23 protein-coding genes are annotated in these 23,489 nt (G+C 59.8%); 2 read left to right on the forward strand and 21 right to left on the reverse strand.

The window, feature by feature from the left end; genetic code table 11:
- Positions 1-128: 128 nt before the first annotated feature.
- The 18 genes from Q8L89_01060 to Q8L89_01145 form a co-directional block, all read right to left on the reverse strand.
- Positions 129-860 (reverse strand): DsbC family protein, encoded by a 732-nt coding sequence (locus Q8L89_01060; protein MDP1707656.1) that lies wholly within the window; start codon positions 858-860, stop codon positions 129-131.
- Between the two features lie 23 nt (positions 861-883).
- Positions 884-1,366: a YajQ family cyclic di-GMP-binding protein gene (locus Q8L89_01065; protein MDP1707657.1), complete on the reverse strand. Its 483-nt coding sequence runs from the start codon at positions 1,364-1,366 to the stop codon at positions 884-886.
- Between the two features lie 138 nt (positions 1,367-1,504).
- Entirely contained in the window at positions 1,505-2,437 is a 933-nt protein-coding gene (gene xerD, locus Q8L89_01070; protein ID MDP1707658.1) for a site-specific tyrosine recombinase XerD, read from the reverse strand.
- Positions 2,418-2,915, reverse strand: coding sequence for a methylated-DNA--[protein]-cysteine S-methyltransferase (locus tag Q8L89_01075; GenBank protein ID MDP1707659.1), 498 nt, complete (start codon positions 2,913-2,915; stop codon positions 2,418-2,420). The genes xerD and Q8L89_01075 overlap by 20 nt, the downstream gene beginning before the upstream one ends.
- A gap of 6 nt (positions 2,916-2,921) precedes the next feature.
- Positions 2,922-3,266, reverse strand: coding sequence for a 50S ribosomal protein L19 (gene rplS / locus Q8L89_01080; protein ID MDP1707660.1), 345 nt, complete (start codon positions 3,264-3,266; stop codon positions 2,922-2,924).
- Positions 3,267-3,297: 31 nt separating this feature from the next.
- Positions 3,298-4,035 carry a tRNA (guanosine(37)-N1)-methyltransferase TrmD gene (gene trmD / locus Q8L89_01085; protein MDP1707661.1) on the reverse strand — a complete coding sequence of 246 codons (738 nt, stop codon included), beginning with the start codon at positions 4,033-4,035 and terminating at the stop codon, positions 3,298-3,300.
- A gap of 2 nt (positions 4,036-4,037) precedes the next feature.
- Entirely contained in the window at positions 4,038-4,574 is a 537-nt protein-coding gene (gene rimM / locus Q8L89_01090; protein ID MDP1707662.1) for a ribosome maturation factor RimM, read from the reverse strand.
- 1 nt (position 4,575) lies between these two features.
- A complete protein-coding gene (gene rpsP, locus Q8L89_01095; protein MDP1707663.1) occupies positions 4,576-4,818 on the reverse strand; it encodes a 30S ribosomal protein S16 in 243 nt (80 codons plus the stop codon).
- Positions 4,819-5,145: 327 nt separating this feature from the next.
- A complete protein-coding gene (locus tag Q8L89_01100) occupies positions 5,146-8,121 on the reverse strand; it encodes an EAL domain-containing protein (protein ID MDP1707664.1) in 2,976 nt (991 codons plus the stop codon).
- 42 nt (positions 8,122-8,163) lie between these two features.
- Positions 8,164-9,216, reverse strand: coding sequence for a chemotaxis response regulator protein-glutamate methylesterase (locus Q8L89_01105; protein ID MDP1707665.1), 1,053 nt, complete (start codon positions 9,214-9,216; stop codon positions 8,164-8,166).
- 5 nt (positions 9,217-9,221) lie between these two features.
- The gene (locus Q8L89_01110) at positions 9,222-11,558 is read right to left on the reverse strand and encodes a hybrid sensor histidine kinase/response regulator (GenBank protein MDP1707666.1); all 2,337 of its coding nucleotides are present in this window, start codon (positions 11,556-11,558) and stop codon (positions 9,222-9,224) included.
- Positions 11,559-11,587: 29 nt separating this feature from the next.
- Positions 11,588-13,225 carry a methyl-accepting chemotaxis protein gene (locus tag Q8L89_01115; protein ID MDP1707667.1) on the reverse strand — a complete coding sequence of 546 codons (1,638 nt, stop codon included), beginning with the start codon at positions 13,223-13,225 and terminating at the stop codon, positions 11,588-11,590.
- 94 nt (positions 13,226-13,319) lie between these two features.
- The gene (locus tag Q8L89_01120; GenBank protein ID MDP1707668.1) at positions 13,320-13,958 is read right to left on the reverse strand and encodes a chemotaxis protein CheW; all 639 of its coding nucleotides are present in this window, start codon (positions 13,956-13,958) and stop codon (positions 13,320-13,322) included.
- Positions 13,955-15,430 carry a CheR family methyltransferase gene (locus tag Q8L89_01125; GenBank protein MDP1707669.1) on the reverse strand — a complete coding sequence of 492 codons (1,476 nt, stop codon included), beginning with the start codon at positions 15,428-15,430 and terminating at the stop codon, positions 13,955-13,957. The genes Q8L89_01120 and Q8L89_01125 overlap by 4 nt, the downstream gene beginning before the upstream one ends.
- Positions 15,427-15,900, reverse strand: coding sequence for a chemotaxis protein CheW (locus tag Q8L89_01130; protein ID MDP1707670.1), 474 nt, complete (start codon positions 15,898-15,900; stop codon positions 15,427-15,429). The genes Q8L89_01125 and Q8L89_01130 overlap by 4 nt, the downstream gene beginning before the upstream one ends.
- A gap of 228 nt (positions 15,901-16,128) precedes the next feature.
- A complete protein-coding gene (gene ffh / locus Q8L89_01135; protein ID MDP1707671.1) occupies positions 16,129-17,487 on the reverse strand; it encodes a signal recognition particle protein in 1,359 nt (452 codons plus the stop codon).
- A 55-nt stretch (positions 17,488-17,542) separates the two neighbouring features.
- On the reverse strand, positions 17,543-18,943 hold the full coding sequence (locus Q8L89_01140; protein ID MDP1707672.1) for a HAMP domain-containing sensor histidine kinase: 1,401 nt from the start codon (positions 18,941-18,943) through the stop codon (positions 17,543-17,545).
- Positions 18,909-19,583: a response regulator transcription factor gene (locus tag Q8L89_01145; GenBank protein MDP1707673.1), complete on the reverse strand. Its 675-nt coding sequence runs from the start codon at positions 19,581-19,583 to the stop codon at positions 18,909-18,911. The genes Q8L89_01140 and Q8L89_01145 overlap by 35 nt, the downstream gene beginning before the upstream one ends.
- Positions 19,584-19,723: 140 nt before the next feature.
- Here Q8L89_01145 and Q8L89_01150 point away from each other — a divergent pair, with 140 nt between their 5' ends.
- Together Q8L89_01150 and Q8L89_01155 are read left to right on the forward strand one after the other, a co-directional pair.
- Positions 19,724-19,993 (forward strand): hypothetical protein, encoded by a 270-nt coding sequence (locus tag Q8L89_01150; GenBank protein MDP1707674.1) that lies wholly within the window; start codon positions 19,724-19,726, stop codon positions 19,991-19,993.
- Positions 19,994-20,055: 62 nt separating this feature from the next.
- Positions 20,056-20,667 carry a cytochrome b/b6 domain-containing protein gene (locus Q8L89_01155; protein MDP1707675.1) on the forward strand — a complete coding sequence of 204 codons (612 nt, stop codon included), beginning with the start codon at positions 20,056-20,058 and terminating at the stop codon, positions 20,665-20,667.
- 13 nt (positions 20,668-20,680) lie between these two features.
- Here the strand turns inward: Q8L89_01155 and hemL are convergent, their stop codons facing one another.
- Genes hemL through Q8L89_01170 form a run of 3 tightly spaced genes read right to left on the reverse strand, consistent with a single transcriptional unit; the run spans position 20,681 to position 23,441 of the window.
- Positions 20,681-21,967: a glutamate-1-semialdehyde 2,1-aminomutase gene (hemL, locus tag Q8L89_01160; GenBank protein ID MDP1707676.1), complete on the reverse strand. Its 1,287-nt coding sequence runs from the start codon at positions 21,965-21,967 to the stop codon at positions 20,681-20,683.
- 2 nt (positions 21,968-21,969) lie between these two features.
- The gene (thiE, locus tag Q8L89_01165; GenBank protein ID MDP1707677.1) at positions 21,970-22,635 is read right to left on the reverse strand and encodes a thiamine phosphate synthase; all 666 of its coding nucleotides are present in this window, start codon (positions 22,633-22,635) and stop codon (positions 21,970-21,972) included.
- Complete coding sequence (locus Q8L89_01170; GenBank protein MDP1707678.1) at positions 22,632-23,441, reverse strand: hydroxymethylpyrimidine/phosphomethylpyrimidine kinase; 810 nt, start codon at positions 23,439-23,441, stop codon at positions 22,632-22,634. The genes thiE and Q8L89_01170 overlap by 4 nt, the downstream gene beginning before the upstream one ends.
- Positions 23,442-23,489 lie beyond the last annotated feature (48 nt).

The raw sequence follows: 23,489 nt of genomic DNA on the forward strand, positions 1-23,489 counted from the left end.
GGATTTTCCAGCGATGAAAGCAACCCACGTGGTTTTTGCCCTTCATCGTTTAATCAAGCACTTGGGCGGTTGATAAACAGCGGTGCATCCCTGCACCATAGGGAGCCTCTGAATAAATAAGAGGCTCTCTAGCCTCCAGTGCGTGCGCCGAGAATCTCCGCCAACCTCTCTGGCGGGACGTAGCCCGGTATCAAGCTGCCATCTTCGAGGATAAGCGTAGGTGTGCCTGAAATACCGATTTTCCTGGCGGCCTGCAGGTGTATCTGCACCGGATCGTCACAGGTTTTCTTCGCCATCTCCTCACCGCGCTTGGCCCGGGTCATGGCCACCGCGCGATCCTTGGCACACCACACGGAAACCGATTTCTCATATGATGGGGTATCCACCCCGCTACGCGGGAAGGCCAGGTAACGCATCTTGATGCCCTGCTTGTTGTATGCCGGCATTTCACCGTGCATCTTCCTGCAGTAGGCACAATCCGGGTCGGTAAACACCGTAATCGTATGCTTTACCTGCTTTGGCGCGTAGACGATCATGCTGTTCTCGTCGATGGCGCTGACTATCTTGAGACGGGCCTGGCTCCGGTTAACTTCGGTCAGGTTCTCGCCACGCTCGACATCAATCAGATCACCCTGCAACAGATAGCGGCCGTCCAGGGTCATGTACAGCACGGTAGCACCGTAGCCAATCTCATACATGCCCGGAATCGCAGACGGCTTGATACTGTCTGGTGTGGTTCCAGGTAACAGGGTGGCCAGTGCAGCCTTGAGCTTGGTGGTATCTTCCACGGGCATAGCGGGTGCGATTACGCCCAACCATAGAAAACCCAACAATCCCGCCGCCATTGATTTATGTGTCACGTCTCATCCTTATTTAGTCAGTATCAGTCACGAAAATTGATGTATTGCAGCGGCAACTCAAGTTTGGCGTTGCGCAGCAGCGCCATCACCTCCTGCAGGTCGTCACGCTTCTTGCCGCTTACACGTACCTGTTCGCCCTGAATGGCCGCCTGCACCTTCAGCTTTGAATCTTTTATCAGTTTGACGATCTTCCTGGCCAGATCACTCTCGATACCCTGGCGCACGGTGATTTTCTGCAAGGCCTTGCTGCCACTGATCTCAATCTTGTCTGCCTTGAGCACGCCGACATCGACACCGCGCTTGGCCAGCTTGCTGTGCAGGATGTCACTGATCTGCTTGATCTGGAACTCGTTGTCCGCGTGCAGCGTGAGCAGCGCTGCTGCCTGCTCGACGTTGGCTCCGCTGCCTTTGAAATCAAAGCGCGTACCGATCTCGCGATTGCACTGGTCAAGCGCATTGGCGAGTTCATGCATGTCAACTTCAGAGACTACGTCGAATGATGGCATAGTGCCTATTATTTACGGAAACGTTGGAAAACTCTACTCATGACTGGAGAAATCTGTTGCCGTCCCGGCGAAACTTCAGCTTTACAAACAAATCCCTGCCCGGCCCTCCATGGCCGGGCGTTCGGCGATTTCATCGCCTCACCCACGCGGATGATGCTGCGCATGCAGATTTTTTAAACGCTCACGCGCAACGTGGGTATAAATCTGGGTGGTGGATAAATCACTATGCCCCAGCAACATCTGCACCACGCGCAAATCAGCGCCGTGATTCAGCAAGTGGGTGGCAAACGCGTGACGCAGGGTGTGGGGTGACAGCGGCTTGGTAATCGCAGCACGCAGTGCGTGGCGTTTAATGAGATACCAGAACCCCTGCCGGGTGATCGCCCCACCGCGCCGCGTAGGGAACAGAAAGGCGCACGTCCGCCCTTGCAGCAACTGTGGCCGGGACTCCGCCAGATGCCGCTCCAGCCATACCCGCGCCTCTTCACCGAAGGGCACCAGGCGCTCTTTCGAGCCTTTACCGGTGATCCGCAACACCCCTTGGTGCAGGTTGATCTGTGCTGCCGTGAGCTGCACCAATTCAGAGACCCGCAGGCCGCAACCATAGAGCAACTCAAGCATCGCACGGTCACGCAGCCCCAGCGCAGTCTCGACCACCGGCGCGGCCAGCAGCGCCTCGACCTCCGCCTCCGTCAGCGACGCGGGCAGATTGCGCCCTGTGCGCGGCATGTCCACCTGCGCAGTGGGATCCTGCGCCATACGACCCTCCCGCAACCAAAAGCGGTAAAACCGGCGCAAGGCCGAAATCAGCCGGGCACGCGAGCGGGGCTTTCTGCCCTGTCCGGCACACACCTCCAGATACTCCAATACATGTCTGCGCTCGCAATCCATCAGGCTGCACTGTCTTTCTGCCAGCCAGCGCGCGCACCCTTGCAGATCATTGCGGTAAGCGGCAAGCGTGTTGGTGCTCAGCCCCTGCTCCATCCACACGCGGTCGAGAAAACTCTCAATCAGCGCCTGCTCGGCCTCTGACAGCAATACTGGCGGGTGTTCAGCCGCCACGCTGTTCATGGCTGAGCAACCAGCGCTTGAGTTGGAGGTTGCGACCTGTAGCTGCACCTGCATAGCCGCCCATGCCGTCCCGCGCCACCACGCGATGACAGGGCACGATAATCGGCACCGGATTGGCACGGCAGGCATTGCCTACAGCGCGGGCGCCGGTTGTCAGCTGCGCGGCCAGCGCGCCATAGCTGAGGGTGGCGCCAGGCGGGATGCGCATGAGCGCCCGCCATACCTTTTGTTGGAACGGGGTTCCCTGCAACGCCAGCGGGACTGAAAAAACATGGCGCGGATCAGTGAAATAGCGACGCAACTGCTCCGTCACTCGCAGGGCGAGGGCTGTGGCAGGTGTGAGATCAGCATGGTGCGAGGGAAGAAAATCGATACTGACAAGGGCGGAGGAGTGCAGGCGCACACCCAGCTTGACCCGTAAATCCGCAGGGGCAGGCAGTATGGCCGCGTAGGTCGTTTCAGCGACCGGCGCGGCCACAGACGGCTACAGCTTTTCCTGAATGCGCGCTTCCTTGCCTTTCAGCTCGCGCAGGTAGTAGAGCTTGGCACGACGCACTGCGCCACGACGCTTCACGCTGATGTCGTGAATGCTCGGGCTGTAGGTCTGGAATACACGCTCCACGCCCTCGCCGTGCGATATCTTGCGGACGGTAAAGGCGGAGTTGAGCCCGCGATTGCGGCGCGCAATCACTATACCCTCGAAGGCCTGCAAACGCTCACGCGTGCCTTCCTTGACCTTGATTTGCACTACGACGGTATCGCCCGGCGAAAAATCCGGTACCTTACGCGTCATTTGTTCGGCTTCGATTTGCAGAATGATGTTGCTCATGGTGGTGTATCCCTGTCCTAAATATTTAACATCAGTTTTGTTCTTTAATAAACTCATCCAGCAGACTGCGCTGTTCCTGCGTAAGCTCAATACCTTCCAGCAATTCGGGCCTTCTCAGCCAGGTACGTCCCAGTGACTGCTTGGCGCGCCAGCGCGCTATCGCGCGGTGATCCCCGCTCAGCAGCACCTCCGGCACCCGCAGCCCGTCAATCTCCTCGGGCCGCGTATAGTGCGGCGTGTCCAACAGCCCGCCCGAAAACGAATCCTGCAACGCCGAATCTTCATGCCCCAGCGCGCCCGGCAACAGGCGCGTGATGGCATCAATCATCACCATCGCCGCCAGCTCGCCACCGGAGAGCACATAATCACCGATCGACCATTCTGCATCAACCTGCGTGGCGATCACGCGCTCATCTATCCCCTCATAGCGCCCGGCCACCAGCACCAGGCGCGCATGCGCGGCAAGCGCCTCTACTCCGGCCTGATCCAGCCGCCGCCCCTGTGGCGTAAGGTAGACCACATGGGCCCTGTCCCCGCCCGTGCCGCGTGCGGCATTAATCGCGTCGCGTAGCGGCTGTACCTGCATCACCATGCCGGGGCCGCCCCCGTAAGGGCGGTCATCCACCGTGTGATGGCGATCATGCGCGTAATCGCGCGGATTCCAGCGCGTGAGACGCAGCACGTCGCTCTTCAGCGCCCGGCTGGTAATGCCATAATCCGCCAGCGCATCAAACATCTGCGGGAACAGCGTAACGACTGCTATTTCCACCGCTAAAATTCCGGATCCCAATCCACGCGCATCACGGCCTGCGCAGGGTCAATCTCATGCACCACCTGTCCCGGGATATAGGGGATCAGCCGTTCCCGTTCACCCTTGACCACCAGCACATCATTCGAACCGGTCTCCAGCAGGTGATCAATCACGCCGAGCTCAAGCCCCGCCAGCGTCACCACCTTGAGACCTACCAGGTCAGCCCAGTAATACTCACCCTGCCCCAGCGGCGGCAGTTGATCACGGTTGACAGCGATCTCCGCCCCCAGCATCGACTGGGCAGCATCACGATCCTGATGCGCTTCAAACCGAACCACAATGCCTTTATCCTGGCTACGACTCTCTGCGACCGCCTGTTCCAGCCACGGCGCATCCGTTGCTGCGTTAGCTGCACGCAGATACCACGGACGGTAGTGCAGGATATTTTCCAGCGGCGACGTGTAGGAAACAATCTTCAACCAGCCGCGCACCCCAAACAGGCCTGCAACCCGGCCTACCCCGATCAGGCTTGGTGCTCCTGCACCGCCGCCGGACAACTCAGGCCGCGTGATTCTTGATGAGCCCTGCAACACGCTCGGACGGCTTTGCGCCCTTGGATATCCAGTAGCCAATCCGTTCATTGTCCAGCGTCAGCTTTACTTCGCCACCGGTGGCGACAGGATTATAGAATCCTACGCGCTCGATATAGCGCCCGTCGCGCGGCTGACGGTTATCTGTCACAACGATGTTGTAAAATGGCCGCTTTTTCGCGCCGCCACGAGCCATGCGTATGGTTACCATGCGTCCTCTACCCTCAAAATCGGCCCACGTGCCCAGACGGCAAGAGCCTGAAAATCCCAGCATTGTACGCCAAAAATACACCCCAAGGAAGAGCCTGCGACTGCCCCCCCTGCGGCATCATGGCTTAGCAGGTTGTTGAGAAGCAGCCTGCGTGCAGCCCAGGGATGGGCCGCCATTTTTCAAACACGCTGCAGGGGTTTGAGAAATGGCGCAAAGCGAAAATGACCTTTTTCGCTCTTACCGACTGCCATGGCGGCATTCGGCATGTCGCTGCGTTCCGCCGTTGCGGGTGCGCAGGGAAAGTATGGGCGGATGCGGCGATCTCATTCAGGTGCCCGGCAGCGCTTTCTTTTCTCGCAAAAACTGCTCTATCTGCTCCGCCGGAACCGCTGGAGTGAGCAAGTACCCCTGCATCTCGTCGCATTTGAGCAGCCTCAGCAAATTCGCCTGCTCCTCGGTCTCCACGCCTTCTGCAATCACCCGCAGTTTCAGGGAATGCGCCAGGGAAATGATGGCGGAGACGATGCTCAGGTCATCAGCGTTGCTGGTCATGTTTATGATGAACGCCCGGTCGATCTTCAAGGCGTTGACAGGCAGCTTGGCGATATAGCTGAGCGAGGAGTAGCCGGTGCCGAAGTCGTCGATCGCGATCTCGATGCCCATCTCCCGAATGCCCCGGAGCTTTTGGATATTGGCCTCTATGTCTTGCATGACCAGACTCTCGGTTATCTCGAGTTCCAGCCTGCCGGCCACATCTCCGTCACCCTTCACCACGCGCTCCATCATGCTGACGAAATCTTTCTGTTGTAACTGAACCGGAGAGACATTGACGGCGATCCTTGGAGATCGCAGCCCTTTCGTCTGCCACACCAGAGAATCCGATACCGCTTTTTCCAAGGCCCACTGACCTGCCTCTATAATCATTCCGGTTTCTTCGAGCAAGGGAATGAACTTCATCGGCGGCACCAGGCCGGTTTCAGGATCGTTCCAGCGCAGCAGCGCCTCCAACCCGCAAATCCGCCCGTTCTTGAGATTGACCTTGGGCTGGTAATGCAGCACCAGTTGTTCCTGTTCCAGCGCCCGGCGCAGCTTGTTTTCGAGCGTCAGCTTCTCGGCAGCGCGGGCATTGAACTCAGGAGCGTAAAACAGGTACCTGTCGCCGGAAAGCTTGGCTTTTCCCAGCGCCGCATCGGCATTGCGTAACAGGGTCTCGGCGTCCTCGCCGTCGGTGGGATAACACGATACCCCTATCCTCGCCGAAACGTGCAGCTCCTGCCCACCGATCAGGAACGACTGATCCCGAATCGCCGACAACATACGTTCCAGGACATGAACGATGTTTACTTTTTCATCATGGCGGCGGGAGACGATGCCGAAGTAGTCGGCTGAAAAATGGGCAAGGATGTCCGTTCCACCGAGCACTCCCTGCAGCCGCTGCGCGACCTGGCGCAACAGATCGTCGCCAACCTGCCGGCCCAGGGTTTCATTGATGCTCCTGAATCGATTGAGGTTGAACATGACTACGGGAAATACTTTATGATCACGGTATGCGGCGCCGATTCGCTGTTCGACCCGATCCTGGAGCAGCGCCCGATTCGGCAGGCCGGTAATCACATCATAGTAGGCGAGATAATTAAGCCTCTCCTCCTTTTCGAGCTTATCCATGGTGAATGAAATGTCGCCCGCCATCTCGACCAGCAGCCGCATCTCCTCTTCGTCGAAAACACCCGCTTCCGGCGCATAGAGCACGAACACGCCGACCGGCCGCCCCTCTACAATCAGCGGAAACACTGCCACGGAGCGATAACCGCGGCTCAATGCCTCGTTACACAAGATATTCATGCGATCATCCGATGCGATATCGTTGCAGATCACCGGCTTCGCCTGTGTGATCGCCTCCGCCGTCAACCGGCAGTTTCCAGGGGTATCGGCCGCGGCGGTCAGGTTGATCTGATCCAGATACCCGTCGTCGCGGCCTGCTCTGGCGACCGGCGTGACCTGCTGCGTGTCCACGTCAAACGTGCCCATCCACGCGAACGTGAACTGGCCATGCTTCACCGCGATGCGGCAGGCTTCGTCGAACAGTTCCTGAGGCTCGCGAACACGCACAATCGTCGTGTTGATGCCACTCAGAACTGCGTACACGCGGTTGAGGCGCATGACCCTGGCCTCCGCGCGCTTGCGCTCCTCGATCTCTGCAGTGAGGGCTGCGGTACGCTGTTCCACCAGGCTTTCCAGGTGCTCGTGCAGCCGGGCGCGCTCCAAGGCGATGGCGACCTGGTTGCCCACGCCGTGCAGCGTTCTCAGGTCGTCTTCATCGAACAGCGTTTCGTCGGCGCCGACCAGGTTCATGATTCCCAGACGGCGGTCGCCGATCCACAGCGGAACGCTGGCATGGTAACGCAGGCCGTGCGCCTCGCCGTTTATCCTGCGTAGCCGCTCGCATTCCATAATATTGGTTGCGCCGTCGAGCTGGCCGGAAAGGAACTGGCGCCGGCACAGGCAATCGCCCTCGAACGCCCCGGTCGCCTCTAGCGCGGGAGGCAGGTTGCGCGCGGCCGCGATGCGGAAACCGGTATCGTTTTCGTGCAGGACGATCCAGCCGGCGCGGACACCGGGCAGATCCAACGCCCGCTCCAGCGCTTTATTGGCCACCTCATGCTCGGTGGCCGCGGCGTTTAAACCCGCCGCGACGCGGTATAGCCCGCTGAGTGACTGGTTGGAGTGCGCGAGCTCGCGCTGCCGTGTTTTGAGTTCCTCATTGAGGTGAACCGCCTCCTCGTAAATCGAAATCAGCAGATCCACGATCTGCTGGCGCTCGGCGGTGATGAAATGTTTCTGGCCGCCCAGCAGGATCTCCACCCCCATCTGCATCTTTTGATTCTTGCGCAGCTCGCAGTTCATCAGGATGTAATCAATGCGCGCGAGCAGGTATTTTTTGTCGTACGGCTTGCGGATAAAGTTGTCTGCACCGCACTCCAGGCCCTTCATGACGTCCTGCACGCCGACAAGCGAGGTCACCAGGATCACCGGAACATCCTTCAGCTTCTTGTCTGACTTGATGGTCTTGCACAGGGTATAGCCGTCCATCCGCGGCATGACGATGTCGCTGATGACCAGCGCCGGCTTGCGCCGGCGCGCTTCGGCAAGCGCCTGCTCGCCGTCGGCCGCGTGGGTGACATGGAAATCGCGCTCTTCGAGCAGATGTGTGAGCTGCTCGGCCTGCGTGGGGCTGTCCTCGACGATCAGGACTTTCGTTCTTTGCCGCTCGGATTTCTTACCCGATCTTGGTTTGGCGTTCATGTCCCGCACCCTCCTTATTTTTATTGCGTTCCGGTGGCCACTTCATCTTTTCTTCACCAGGCCGGTCAGCGCGGCGGCGATCCGCTCCGGCGCCAGCACGTGCACCGCTGCCTCGAGGCGGATCGCCTCGCCCGGCATGCCGTGAACGATCGAGCTCTGCGCGTCCTGTGCGATTGTGACGGCGCCGCGCTCTTTCATCAGCCTCAGTTCTTCCGCGCCGTCTTTTCCCATGCCGGTGAGCAGCACACCGGCCGCGTTGCGGCCGTACGCTTCGGCAACGGTGCGAAATAAACAGGATACCGACGGGCAATGGTTGTTTTCCGTTTCATCCTGGCTCAGGACGATGATTCCGCCGCGCCGCACCCCCATCTGAAATCCGTCCGGCGCGATATAAACCTGTCCCGGCTGAAGCGTCTCGCCGTGGCCGGCGATACGCACCGGCAGCGCGCATGATCCGGCCAGCCATTCCACCAGCCCTTGCAGAAATCCGGGCGCGATGTGCTGCACCACCAGCACCGGCGCCGGAAAATCTTCGGGAAGCCCGGACAGAACTGTCTGCAGCGCCTGCGGCCCACCGGTGGATGCGCCGATGGCGACGATACCTATCCTGGCCGGGGCGCGTTCGACACCCGCTGCCCCCGCCGGGGATGGCCGTGTGGTCGCGGCGGTGACCGGCCGGGCCCAGCGTTTCACCACCTTCACTTCCGACATCAGTTTCACGGTCTGAACCAGTTCCTTCGCCGTGGCCTCGTACATCGGGTGTCCGATGCCGTTTGGCCTCGGAATCACCGTCAGCGCACCCATCTCCAGGGCGCGGAAGGTCGTGGCCACTTCGTCGCCGGTGCTGCTTCCGCTTATGATGATGATGGGCACGGGATACGTTTCCATGATCCGGCGCGTGGCCTCAAAGCCGTCCATCTTCGGCATGTGGATGTCCATGGTGATGAGGTCCGGCTTCTTTTTCCTTATCTGCTCCAGCGCCTCCTCACCATTGGCTGCGGTTCCGATCACGCGAATCTTCGGATCCGAACTGAGCGTATGAACCAGGAACTCCCGTATCACCGGAGAGTCTTCCACAACCAGGACATCGATCATTCCTTTCATATGAGCCTTTTCACAACCTCCAGCAGGTTGCTCTGATCGAAACTGCTTTTCACGATATAGGCGTTGGCGCCGGCGTCAATCCCGCGCTCGCGATGTTCGCGCGATTCCAGCGCCGTGACCAGCACCACCGGCAATTCCGGCAGGTTCTTGTCCGCGCGTATCTTCGCCGTGAGATCGAACCCGTCCATTCTCGGCATCTCCACGTCCGACACCACCAGATCGAACTTCTCGGTTTTGAGCAAGGCGAACGCCTCAGCGCCGTCCACCGCCGTCCTGACATCGTAGCCGGCAGCCTCCAGAATATTCTTCACCAGTGTCCTGGCGGTAATGGAATCCTCCGCTACCAGAATGGTTTTTCTCTGAGCGGGCGTCTCCGCGGCGGCGACCGCGACCGGCGCGGCGGCGATCTTCACGGCTGACCTCATCAGGTCAGAGATGTTGAGGATCGGCACTACCCTGCCGGTACCGAGCACGGTGGCGCCGGCGATGTTGCGCACGCGCGCAAGCTGCGCGCCGAGGCCCTTGACCAGTATCTCCTGTTCGCCCTGAACGGCATCTACCATGAACGCGATGCGCTCTGCTCCCAGGCCGAGAATGACCGCCGCCGCGCCCGATGCCCCACCCTGTTTCGCGGCGCGGCGCGGGAGTTCCAGCACGTCCGCCAGCCGTACCAGCGCAAGTGTCCGCCCGTGGAGCTGAATTGTTTCGCGGTTCTCCACCGTCTTGATGTCGTCTCCCCGCACCCTCACCACCCGCTCGACGCTGGCGGCGGGAACAACGAACACGCGCTCACCCGCCTGCACCAGCAGTCCGCGGAAGGTGGCGAGCGTCAGCGGCAGAGCAATCCGGAATGACGTGCCGCCATCGGACCGGCTTTCCACGGAGATAGCGCCGCCCAATCTCTCCACCTTTTCGCGCACGATGGCGAGACCCAGCCCCCGGCCGGAGATATCCGTGATGATCGGACTGGTGGATACACCTGAGCGGAAGATGAGAGACAGCGTATCCGGTTCAGTCAATTTCTCCGCGTCCTCCTGCGTGATGACGCCATGCTTGACCGCGGCGGATCTGACCTTTGCCGCGTCAATGCCCGCCCCGTCGTCGGAAACAAGGATGTCAATCTTGCCGCCGTTCTTTTGCGCGATGGCGATGGAGAGTTGCCCGCGTGAGGACTTGCCCTTGCGCTGCCGCTGCGCCGGATCCTCGATCCCGTGATCTATGCTGTTGCGCACCAGGTGGATCAGCGGGTCCTTCATCTCCTCCAGGATGCGCTTGTCAATCTCGATCTCCGCCCCCTGGACCAGCAGTTCCGCTTCCTTGCGCCTGTCGCGCGAGAGGTCGCGCACCAGTTTCGGGAAAATCTCCAGCAGCGACGCGAACGGGAGCATCAATATCTTCTTCATGTCGCCGAGGAGGTTGTCCACCATCCCGCCCAGCATGCGGTGATCCTGCTCAACCGCCTTCATCAATAGCGACACCCTGTTGTCGAACGACTTGCCAAGGAGATCGCCGCGCTCCAGGGCCTCGACGAGCTGATTCATCCCCGTTCGCTTTTTCTCCATGCCGTCCGGTTTTCCGTTGCGTCCGCCGTTTTTTTCCAGCGCGCGCTGAACGCCGCGCGCGTCGCGATACGCCTTGGCACATTCCTTTGTCCATATCTTCAGCGCGCCGCCGAGCGCCCGCAGATCCGCGGTGCGCTGGCCGACGGCGTGTTTCAGTGACAGTAATTCTTCGGTCTGGAGTAGAAGCGTATCGAGCTTGGCGGTCGCTACCCGGACGGTTTCAGCTTTCTCTGTTGGTTTTTTCTTCAGCGGGACGACGGCGGGAACCGCGTTCGCTGTCCCCGCTGCCGGCGGCGGGACTTCGGCTTTTTTCCTTGTTGGCTTTTTCTTGCCGGGACGCTGTACCTGCGGCGCAACGGCGTCCTTCTGCGCGCGTTTGAGCAATGTCTTGAGGTTCGCGATGCGGCTGTCGTCGAAATTTGTCTGTCCCGCCGTAGCGGAGGCAAGCATCGCGCCGAGGCTGTCCACCACTTGATGCAGAACATCGAACAGGTCAGCCGATAAACCGATGTTGCGGTTTTTCAGCCCGGCCAGAACGTCTTCCAGCGACTGGCAGACCGACTCGATCGGCAACAGATTCACCGCCCGCGCCGCGCCTTTCAGGCTGTGTGCCTCCCGGAACAGGGTCTCAACCAGGCTCTGCCGTTCGTCCGCGCCGGGCGAGTCTTCCAGCGCCACTAGCAGGGAGGACATGGCACTGAAGTGTTCTTCCGCCTCGAGCTTGAACGTCGCGAGAAGCTTTTTCAGGAAATCGTCGTTTTTATTGGCCATAGCCTTGTTCCGATCCGGGGGGGCAATAGTCAGCCTCTTTGGCTACCGATCATGGATCTCAGCTTCTGCCCCAGTTCATGCAGGCCGTGCGCGGCGGTCTCGGCCTGCTTGGTGCCCGCCATGTTCTGGAGGCTCGCCTGCTTGATGTTGTCCATGGCCAGGGCCACCTGATCCATGCCCACCATCTGCTGCTGGCTCGAGGCCGCGATCTGCGTGGCGGCCTGGGCGGCCTCGGTGATGCTGTCGGCGAGCAACCGGATGGACTCGCCGGCCTCCGCCGACTGTTTCACGCCAATCTCCACCGCCTTGCTGCCCTGCTCGGTCGCCATGACCGCGACGCCGGTCGCCTTCTGGATGTCGCCCAAGATCGCGCGCACCTGACCCGTGGCCTGCTTGGACTGTTCCGCCAGGCTCTTGATCTCCTGGGCCACCACCGCGAAACCCGCGCCGTGCTCGCCCGCCTTGGCCGCCTCGATCGAGGCGTTGACGGCGAGCAGGTTCGATTGCTCCGCCAGGTCGTTGACCGTGGCGGTGATCTCGCCGATGGCCTGGCTTTGCTCGCTCAGGCGCACGATGCTCTCGGCGACGGATTCCATCTGCTCGCGGATGCGGCTCATACCCTCGATCAGTTCGTCCACGGACTTGCGCCCGCCGTGCGACACCTGCGCCGCCCTTTGCGCACCCTCCGAGACCTGCTTCGCCTTCTGGCTGGCGACCTGCGCCGTCTGCTTCACCTCCTCGACGGTCGTGGTGGTCTCGCTCACGGCGGTGGCGGTCTCGGCAGCACCGGCGGCCACCTGGGTGGTGGACGCCAATATCTCGCTGGAGGAGGAAGCGAGGACGTTGATGCCTTCTTTCATCTCCCGGTTCATCTCACGCAGACCTTCCACCATGCGGCGGAACGCCTGCGCCAGGACACCGACCTCATCGGTCCGGTTATCCGCCCGCACGTTGACCGTGAGGTCACCGGAAGCCACCCGTTCGGCAACCCCCACGATCTCCCGCAGAGGTCCGGCAATGACCCGGGTCAGAAACCACACCATCATGATGCCCAGCAGCAGCGCGGCTACGCCGACCAGCGCGAAGATGCGCAGGGTTTCACTCGCCCTGAGTTCTGCCTGTGCGACATTGGCCTGGGCCTGCTTTTCGGCGTCGCTTGTCAGCTCCTGGGCGATGGCGCGCATTTTCCGGTAGCGTTCCGCCTGCACGCCGAAGACCAACTCCATCACCTCGCTGGTCTTGCCGGCATAGATCAGGGGGATGAGTTGTGCGTCCATCGCCTGAACGAAGCTATCCAAGGGTGCCTTGAGCTCCTCAATCCGGCCAAGCAACTGCGGATTGTTGCGGTTGCGCGCAAGCAGTTGCTGCATGGCCGTGTCTATCTCCTTGGTCCGGCTCTTGACGTCCTGATGCCATGTCTCCTGCTCGGACCGCGCGCTCACCAGTATCATGTCCAGCAGCGCTGCGCGCATGCCATTAATATTGGATCTGACGGCATAGAGATTCATGGCATTGGCGAAGTCCTCCTCATACAGGTTTTTCTGTGTTTGCTGGATGGCGCTGATGCCGCTGTAGGCGGTGAAGATCGCGGCCGCCAGGAAAACGACCATCAGCCCGAAACCGAGCAAGAGCTTGACGCGCGTGGTGAGATCTAAAAACCATTTCATGGCGGTTCCCTCGTTTTTCAATTACGGATTTCGGATTGCGGATTCGATCCTTCATGGCATGCGTGTTCTTTTTTATTCCGCGTTCCGCACTTTCCTATGCTTCCACTTCCTCCTGCACGATGATCTTTCTGTCCGATAACAGCTTCGCGGCGTCCAGGATCACCACGCGTTCCTTCGTCACTCCGGTGAGATAGTCTTCCCGGATGCCCGTCAGTGTCGGCAGCGATGGTTGAATCTCTTTGCGCGAAATTGAGCGCACGCCGAGAATGGCATCCGCCAGGATGCCGAGCTCCATTCCCCGCGACCTGACGATGATGACCTTGTTGAGATCGGTCAGACCCTTCTGCGGAAGATCGAAGAACTTCTTGATGTCCAGAACCGAGAGTATCTGGCCGCGGATGTTGATGATGCCGAGGACAAACGCGGGCGTGCACGGCAGCGGCGTGAGTTCCTTGAGCGGATGGATCTCGCGCACATAGGACGATTCGATGCCGTACCTTTCATACGCCAGCAGGAATTCCACGATCTCGATCTGCTCTCCGGCGGCCTCCCGCGCAGGCGGCTCTTGCGCGGCGGCCTTGGCCCGCGCCCTGAGGATTTTCTTCTGTTCCGCCGGGGCGGGCGTCCATCCCTTATCCGTCATCGCCTGCGCCTCCGTCAGGCGGCGACGGACGGCATCCCAGTCAACAGCGGTTGTTTTTTTCCTGGGCGGGGCCGTCTTGCTGTCTTTCATGCCGCCATCTCCTTATGAACCATTGATCGAATGATTTCCCTGAGTCTGCCGGCGGTCATCCCCTCCGATACCGGGAGGCGGTCTTCCTGCGGGTACTTGTCCAGAATCGAGAGCGCGTTTTGAAGATGCCTTTCCGACTCCTTGTGCCTGCCCTGCCGGCGAACAAGATTACCGAGCGCGAAATGAGCCAGGGCGAAATCCGGATCGAGATAGAGCGCGCGCTTCAGCGAAGCAACAGCGTCCGCATCCTGTCCTTGTTCCTGTAAAATAATGGCAAGGAGATAATGCGATGCCGGATTGAGCTTGCCCGCGGCGACGGCCTTCTCGCACCACGCCAGCGCCTCGGCGAGCCTTCCCTGATTCGCCAGGGTCCGCGCCAGTAGCGTCATCGCCTCGGTGTTGCCCGGTTCCTGCGTCAACACGGCTTGCAGTTCTTCGGATACCTCGTCGTAGCAGCCCTGCTCGTACAGCGCCTGGGCCTGCCGGTATGAGGGTTTCTGTTGCGGCCTGGGCGTTTCCGTTTCGGGTTTTGCGCTGGCCGTTTCGGGTTGCGAGCTTAAAGTTTCGAGTTCGACGTTTAATGTCATGGGTTCCGGCGCAGGGCTCGCAACCTTAAACTTGCAACTCGAAACTTTGCGGTAAAGGATAATTCCCGGATAATTTACCGTCGAAAACTCCGAAAATAGCGTATGCGAGGCTTCGCTCGGGCTGACGATCAGCCAGCCGCCATCCACCAGACAGCGGTGAAGATTGCGGATGACCTGCTGCGCGCGTTGCGGAGAAAAGTACATCAGCACATTGCGGCAGAAAATGACATCCATGGCGTTGGTGTTGTTCAGCAGCGAGGGATACACATCCTCCGCCAGGTTGAGGTAGGAAAACGTGACTCGTCTGCGGATCCGGGGATCAAGCTCGAAGCGGGCTTCAGAGGTTTTAGTGAAATATCGTTCCCTGACCCACCCAGGGGTCGCGCGAAACGACCACTCGTTGTATACGCCGTTCGATGCCTTACCGAGAAAATGCGGATTGATGTCCGTCGCCAGGAGGGTAAGATTCCAGTCGTCCAGGTCGGGAATCATCCGGTTGAGCAGAATCGCAACGGAATAAGGCTCTTCGCCCGTACAGCAGCCGGCGCTCCAGATGCGCAGGCGCTTTTCGCCATCACGCCACCGGCGTATCAATTCCGGGAGAATGTGCGCTTCGAGCGCCGCAAAGCTTTTCTCTTCCCGGAAGAAATAGGTCTCCCCTACGGTCAGGTGGCTCGCCAGTATCTCGATCTCGCGCTTCGTCAGCGGGTGGGACATAAGCCACTCGACGCACGCACGCGCATCCCCCAGCGCAAAGTCCCGGGCGGCTGAACTGATTCCGCGCTCGAGGTCACACCAGCGTTCCCGGGGGAAATGCAAGCCGATCCGGGCGGCGATAAAGTCGCTGAATTGCGACAACAGCATCTCGGAAAGGCCGGGATTCATGGTTTGCGCGCCGTAGCGCCGGACAGCGCGTGCTCCAGGGTCTTTTCTTCCTGGAAAGAAAGAAACTTGTCGAGGTCGTGAATCAGGATCATGCCGTCATCAAGCTTAGCGACGCCCTCGACATAGTCCATGTCGGGCAGAATTTTCTCCGCGCGCACGACCCGATGTTCCGGGAGTTCGATGACCCCGTCAGTCCCATCCGCCACAAGCGCCACCGGCCGCCGCGACGTGCGCGCGATGACGAACTGGTCACTGAGCATTATTTCCCGATCAGGCAGGCGGAACCGCTTGCGGATATTGACCACCGGGATCACCTGCCCCCGGACATTGATCACGCCCGCGATGATCTCCGGCGCTTTGGGCAGGGGGATAATCTCAACCGCGCGGATGACCCTTTCTACCTGGGCGAGAGGCAGCGCATAGCGCTGCCCATCCAGCGTCAAACCAACCATGAGACCAGACGTCTTCATTGCTTACCCCGATATGGCCAATACCGGCCACCTGGTTAGCTGAGAAATAACTGAGCAAAGGCGTATGGTTTATAAGTATATAGGGGCTCAACTCGCAAGAGCAAGAGCAAGAGCAAGAGCAAGATATCTCACCATGGTGAAGCAAAATCGCGCCACAGAGCATGAATTAGTCACACGTGTTCATTTTCATGCTGAAAAAGACCAGAGATAGTCTTTTCCAACAACCCATTAAAACGGCATGCGCCCTTTCATGCGCCCTTTAATGTTGTGCAGCATTTTCGCCATGCCGCCCTTGGCGACCTGCTTCATCATGCGCTGCATCTGGTCATATTGCTTGAGCAGGCGGTTGACATCCTGCACCTGGGTGCCGGAGCCTGCTGCGATGCGGCGTTTGCGCGAACCGTTCAATATGTCGGGCTTGCGGCGTTCCGCAAGCGTCATGGAGTTGATGATGACTTCCATGCGTTGCGGGTCTTTGTCATTGATCTGGCCTTGCGCAGCAGCGGGAATATTCATCATGCCGGGCAGTTTTTCCATCACGCCTGCCATGCCACCCATGGCGCGTATCTGGCGCAGCTGATCACGAAAATCTTCCAAATCAAAACCTTTGCCTTTTTTCAGCTTGGCGGCCATCTTCTCCGCCTGCTGCATGTCGACAGTGCGGCCCGCCTCTTCCACCAGGCTCAGCACATCACCCATGCCGAGGATGCGCGACGCGACGCGCTCGGGATGAAATGGCTCCAGCGCACCGGTCTTTTCGCCGGTGCCGAGAAATTTGATGGGCTTACCGGTGACATGGCGCACCGAAAGCGCGGCGCCGCCACGCGCATCGCCGTCGGTCTTGGTGAGAATGACGCCGGTGAGTGGCAGCGCTTCATTGAAGGCGCGGGCACTGTTAACGGCGTCCTGGCCGGTCATGCTGTCCACCACAAACAATGTCTCTACTGGATTCAGCACTGCGTGCAGGCGCTTGATCTCGTCCATCATTTCGCCATCAATATGCAGCCGGCCTGCGCTGTCAATGATGACCACATCAATACTGCGCGTGCGTGCGTGCGCCAGCGCGGCCTCAGCAATAGCTACCGGAGCTTGCGTTACCTCGCTCGGGAAAAATTCCGCACCCACGTCTGCGGCCAGCACCCGCAGCTGCTCAATGGCAGCGGGACGGTATATGTCAGTACTGACCAGCAAGACACGCTTTTTCAGGCGCTCTTTTAGCAGCCGCGCCAGCTTGCCACTGCTGGTGGTCTTGCCTGCACCCTGCAAACCTGCCATCAGGATTACTGCCGGCGGAGGCACGTTGAGTTTCAACTCTTCGCAGGCCTCACCCATGAGCGTAACCAGCTCTGTGTGCACGATCTTGATCAGTGCCTGACCAGGCGTGAGGCTCTGCGCCACGTCCTGACCCACGGCGCGTACACGCACGCGCTCGACGAATTCGCGTACCACCGGCAGCGCGACATCGGCTTCCAGCAACGCCATGCGTACCTCGCGCAGCGTGTCCTTGATGTTGTCTTCGCTTAAGCGGCCCTGACCACGCAGGTTTTTGAGGATGCGACCAAGACGTTCGCTGAGATTGTCAAACATTGAAATACCCTGAGAGACTACGACAACTATTGTAAAGGAAAGGAGCCCTGCAGCGTTACGGTGACAGGGGAAAGCGCAATGTTACCTTGAGCCCCGGATGATTATCATCCAGTTGCAATGTAGCGCGGTGCAGTTGCGCAACTGCACGCACCAGACTGAGGCCAAGCCCACTACCCGGCTGATGCCGGCTGCCATCCAGCCGGACGAAACGCTCCAACACCCGCTCACGTGCCTCGACCGGAATGCCGGGGCCATTATCGGCCACACAGAGGTCAATGGCTCCATCAACACTCGCCACGCTGAGTCGTATGTGGCTGCCACGGGACGTGTATTTGATGGCATTATCTAGCAGATTGGCAAGCGCCTGCGATAGCAGCTCACGACTTCCGTGCAGCACAAGCCCGCGCTCGGCGTCGACTGTCAGCATGTCGCCATGCTCCTCAACCAGCGGCTGATACAGCTCAGCCATATCGTTCTCCAATGCACCGGCATCAAGCAGCTCCCAGTCGCCGCGGCGCGTCCCTGCCTCCAGCTGGGCAATGCTGAGCAGGGCATTGAACGTGGCCAGCAGCCCGTCGACATCGCGCAGCGTTTGTTCGATGATATTTTGATACTCAGTACTGTCCGGTGCACTACGCTGGCTGTGTTCAAGGCGGCTGCGCAAACGGGTCAACGGGCTGCGCAAGTCGTGCGCGACGTTATCAGTAACCTCCCGCAACCCGACCATCAGGCGTTCGATCCGCTCCAGCATGAGATTGAGATTCTGCGCCAGTTGATCAAACTCATCGCCGCTGCCGCTGAGCGGCATGCGCTGATCGAAATGTCCGGCCATGATCTCGCGACTGGTGCGATTGATATGTTCGATGCGCCGCAAGACACCCCTGCTCAGCACCAGACCACCGGCAAGCGCGAGCGCAATCATCACACCCAGCGCCCAGAACAACGTGTCTAGCGTGTGTTCGCGCAGTTCCTCACGTTCGTGCAGGTCTCGACCGACCAACAGATGCAACGTGCCCGGCAGGGTGAAACTCAGCACGCGGGCCTCACGCGTCTCATGCCCCTCATCACTGTCGTGTTCCACAACTCTCAAACGACCCCACGCATCACCGGTGCGCAGGCTCTCCGGCCAAGCCGGTAGATTTCCTGCCAACAGCGTGTAGTCCGGGCCGGCAAGCAGGTAGATATGACCAGTATCATCCCCCACCTTGGAGCGCTCATCGACAGTGCGTTGCAAGCCCTTTAATCCTGTGCGTTGATATATCTCACGCAGGACATCCACCTCTGCGCGTATCATCGTATCAGTTTGCGCTTCCAGGTAGTTTGTGGTCGTCCAGTACACAAAACCGAGTGCGGCAAAGCCGGAACCTCCGAACAGGGCCGCATACAGCAGCGCCACGCGGAATGCGCTGGTGCGAAAGAGATTAGGCAGGCGCACGCAGGCAATACCCGGCGCCACGCACCGTATGCAACAGTGGCGCGGAAAAATTCTTGTCGATCTTCTGGCGCAAACGGCTGACATGGACGTCGATCACATTGGTCTGCGGATCAAAGTGGTAATCCCACACATGCTCAAGCAGCATGGTGCGCGTGACCACCTGATTGCTGTGACGCATCAGATATTCAAGCAGGCGAAATTCGCGCGGCTGTAAATCAATGCGCGTACCGCCGCGTGTCACGCTGCGCGCCAGTAGATCCATCTCCAGATCGGCAACGCGCAGCTGGCCATCTACGCCGCCCGCTCGCCTGCGCAACAGCGCTTCAAGCCGTGCCAGCAGCTCGGAAAAGGCATAGGGCTTGGTAAGATAGTCGTCACCCCCGGCACGCAGACCCTTGACGCGATCGTCCACCTCACCCAGCGCACTCAGGATGAGCACGGGTGTGGCATTGCCACGCCCCCGTATCGCTTCGATGATGGACAGGCCGTCACCCCCGGGCAGCATGCGGTCGATAATCATGGCGTCATAGTTCTCCTGCAACGCGAGATGGCTGCCCTCCCCCGCATTGGCGGCGTGATCCACCGCATAGCCGCTCTCTTTCAGGCCTTTAACCAGATAGGCCGCCGCCTGACGGTCGTCTTCAATCAGCAGAATACGCATGCCCCATCATAAGCCAGCGCATGGGTCTGTGACATTACCAATTTTTAATGCTGCGGAAAGGCGGAGGTAATGTGGCCAGTGCCATGCTCTGTTCCAACGTGCTGAATGGTTCAACACGTCATCCACAGAGGAGCTACATCATGTTACACAAAAACACACTAAGTGCGGCACTGGCGGCCTCACTGCTTGCACTGGGCCTGGGTGGCACAGCCATTGCCGGCGAGAAACACGAGAAGACCGCGGCACCATCTTCTACAACGGCAGCGCCTTATGAACACAAAGATAAAGCCGCTCATGAGAAACGCGAGCATAAGGGCAAGGCTGAATCCGAGGATGAGTCGAAGGAACACGGCAAAGAAGCCGACGACGATGAGCGGGAAGATGCCGACGAAACCAGGGACCACGATTAACCATATTACTACTGGTGCACGCCGGACGGGTTTCCGTCCGGCGTACTTACAGGAGACCGATCATGACTGCTGACACACATCATCACCGTTGTTGGGATCGCGCTACACGCTTTCTGCATATGGGGCTGGCACTCACGGTGAGCCTGCAATTACTGAACAGCCTCGTGATGGAAGCGCCGGAGCCGGATCACCCGCTCAGCGGGCTTGAGGCTCTGGTGTTTCACAGCCATGAGTGGCTGGGCATGACGGCGCTTGCCGTAGTATTGCTGCACTGGGCATGGAGCCTGTGGGGCGCGGGCGGCGTCGGCATGCGCCACCTCTTCCCCTGGGGTACAGCTGAACGCACCGCCATCGCGCAGGAACTGCGTGGACTGCTGACGCTGCGCCTTCCGCCCGGCGGACCCAAAGGCAAGTTCTCGGGACTGATCCACGGCCTCGGCATTCTCGCCGTGACCGGCGCGGGGCTCACCGGCGCGGTGTTATTCTTCGCGCTACCGGAAAACGGCCAGACCAACCTCGTCACCGGCGCAGCCAAAGAGGTGCATGAATTTATCGCCGGCTTCGTCTGGGCTTACTGGATCGGGCACGTGGCGATGGGCCTGCTGCACCACGTATTCACGCGCGACACCACACTCCGCGACATGCTGAGTATGCGCACAAACCAGCAGGAGTAGCACCCTGCCAGGACTAGGACACGAGACGTGCAAACACCTTCTCTGCCGCAGCCAGGGTGGCGTCAATCTCGGCGCCACCATGTGCACTCGACACAAAGCCGGCTTCAAATGCTGAGGGCGCCAGATACACACCCTCCTCCAGCATGGCATGAAAGAATTTCTTGAAGCGCTCCACATCGCACGCCATGACCTGTGCGAAGTTGTGGATGCTTTTTTCACTGCTGAAGAATAGCCCAAACATGCCGCCCACCTGATTCACACACAGTGGCACATCCGCCTGCTGCGCACGTTGCACCAGTCCATCTGTCAGGCGCCTGGTGGTTGCGCTGAGGCGCGCATGGAAATCCGGCTCACTGACCAGGTGCAACATGGCAAGCCCGGCCGCCATCGCGACCGGATTACCCGACAGCGTACCGGCCTGATACACAGGGCCCAGCGGGGCAATCTGCTGCATGATGTCCTTGCGCCCACCAAACGCGCCTACCGGCAAACCGCCACCGATAACCTTGCCCAGCGTGGTGATATCCGCCTTCACGCCATAATGCTGCTGGGCACCGCCGAGCGCCACGCGAAAACCCGTCATGACTTCATCAAAGATCAGTACGCTGCCGTGTGCGTCGCATAGTTTGCGTAATCCTTCGAGGAACCCCGGCACGGGCGGCACGCAATTCATGTTTCCCGCCACAGGCTCAACGATGACACAGGCAACCTCCGCACCGTACCGCACAAAGGCGGCCTGTACCTGCTCAAGCTCGTTGTAGGCGAGTGTCAGAGTATGCTCAGCCAGTGCCGCGGGCACTCCCGGCGAGGTTGGCACGCCCAGAGTGAGCGCGCCGGAACCGGCCTTTACCAGCAACGAGTCGGAATGGCCGTGATAACAGCCTTCAAACTTGATGATCTTGTCCCGCCCGGTAAACCCACGCGCCAGACGGATAGCACTCATGGTGGCCTCCGTGCCTGAGCTGACCATGCGCACCATTTCAATCGAAGGCACCAGTTCGCACACCTTGTCCGCCATCGCAGTCTCAATCGCGGTAGGCGCGCCAAAACCCAGGCCCTGCTCTATCGCCATTTTGACTGCTTCAATCACCTGCGGATGGGCATGGCCCGCAATCATCGGCCCCCACGAGCCCACATAATCAATATAGCGCCTGCCGTCTTCATCGATGAGGTACGCACCCTCGCCACGACTGAAAAACACCGGCTCGCCGCCTACGCCGCGAAAAGCGCGCACCGGTGAGTTAACCCCGCCGGGGATATGCTTCTGGGCTGCGACAAAAAGCTCGTGTGACCTGGTCATAATTATTTTTCCTGCTGTTCAAATAGTTGTGTGTAGTATTGCGCCGCGCCGCGCACATCGTCCGCGCCAAACACGCCTTCCACCACGGCGAGCATGTCTGCCCCGGCAGCGACCAGTTGCGCACCGTTGTCAGGTGTGATGCCGCCGATAGCCACAATCGGGATCTGCAGCTCGGCACGCGCCGCGCGCAGCAACCCCAGACTGGCCGTGACGGCCTGCGGCTTGGTGTGTGACGGAAAAAAGCGCCCAAACGCAACATAATCCGCACCGCCGGCCGCCGCCGCGCGTGCCCGTATCAAGGTGTTGTAACACGACACGCCGATAATGGCGTCACGGCCCAACTGCTGCCGTGCTTCGCTCACTGCGGCATCGTCATCCCCCAAATGCACGCCGTCCGCTCCCACTGCACGCGCCAGCGCAACGTCATCATTGATGATGAAGGGTGCCTGATAACTGCGACAAATCTCGCGCAGGGCGCAAGCCTCGGACAATCGGCGTACCGTGTCCGTGCCCTTATCGCGGTATTGTATCAGTGCAGCCCCACCCTCCAGGGCCTGCGTTACATGCTGCACCAGCTTCTCAACACCCAGCGCGTCAGCACTGGTAATCCCATACAGACCGCGCAGGCGCGGCCTTTCAGTACGTACCAGGGAGGCAAGGCCAGTCATTCGCCGTCTTCGTGTTGCACCCAAAACAGGCGGTTGGGCAGATACTGTCCCTTACCCAGGCGGCGCGCGTGCTTGAGCGCATTCCAGGTGTACTGCTGCGCCTCATGTATCGCGGTGAACGGTTCAAGTCCGTGCGCCAGCATACCCGCGATAGCCGATGCCAGCGTACAGCCGGAGCCATGATAACTGCCTGGCAAACGTTCCCAGTGAAAGGTTTCCAGTTTGCGATGATTGCCATACAGGGTGTTGATAACCTCCGGCGTGTTCTCGTGCGTGCCCGTCACCAGTATAAACTCGCTGCCGTACTCCATGAGTTGCTGGGCGCAGGCATCCAGGGTGTCGGCGGCGGATGCCAGCGCCCGCGCCTCCAGGCTGTTGGGCGTGAGCACAGTGGCCAGGGGTAGCAAGAGTGCAATCATGGCGGCCTGCAGCGATGCATCGGCCAGCTCATACCCCCCTGCGGAAGTAAGCACGGGATCAAGCACCACGGGTACGCCGGGATAATCCTTGAGAATGGTATGTATGGCCTCGGCCACCGCACGGCTACCCAGCATGCCAATCTTGAAGGCCGCTACCGGCATATCCTCAAGCACAGCGCGCGCCTGCTCAATCACCAGCGTGGCATCAACCGCCATGCAATCCTTGATGCCTGTCGTGTCCTGTGCGGTGAGCGCAGTAACCACGGATGCTGCGTGACAACCCTGACTCGCCAATACCTCGATATCGGCTTGCAGCCCGGCTCCACCGGTAGGATCGCTCCCTGCGAACACCATCACTACCGGTGGATTTTCAGGCTGGTTGGGCATGATTCGTACTATAGCATTTGTGTCGCGCAGCGAGGATGGTTTCATCCA

It is taken from the genome of Gammaproteobacteria bacterium (assembly GCA_030680605.1).
Classification (GTDB): Bacteria; Pseudomonadota; Gammaproteobacteria; order SURF-13; family SURF-13; genus JAQBXX01.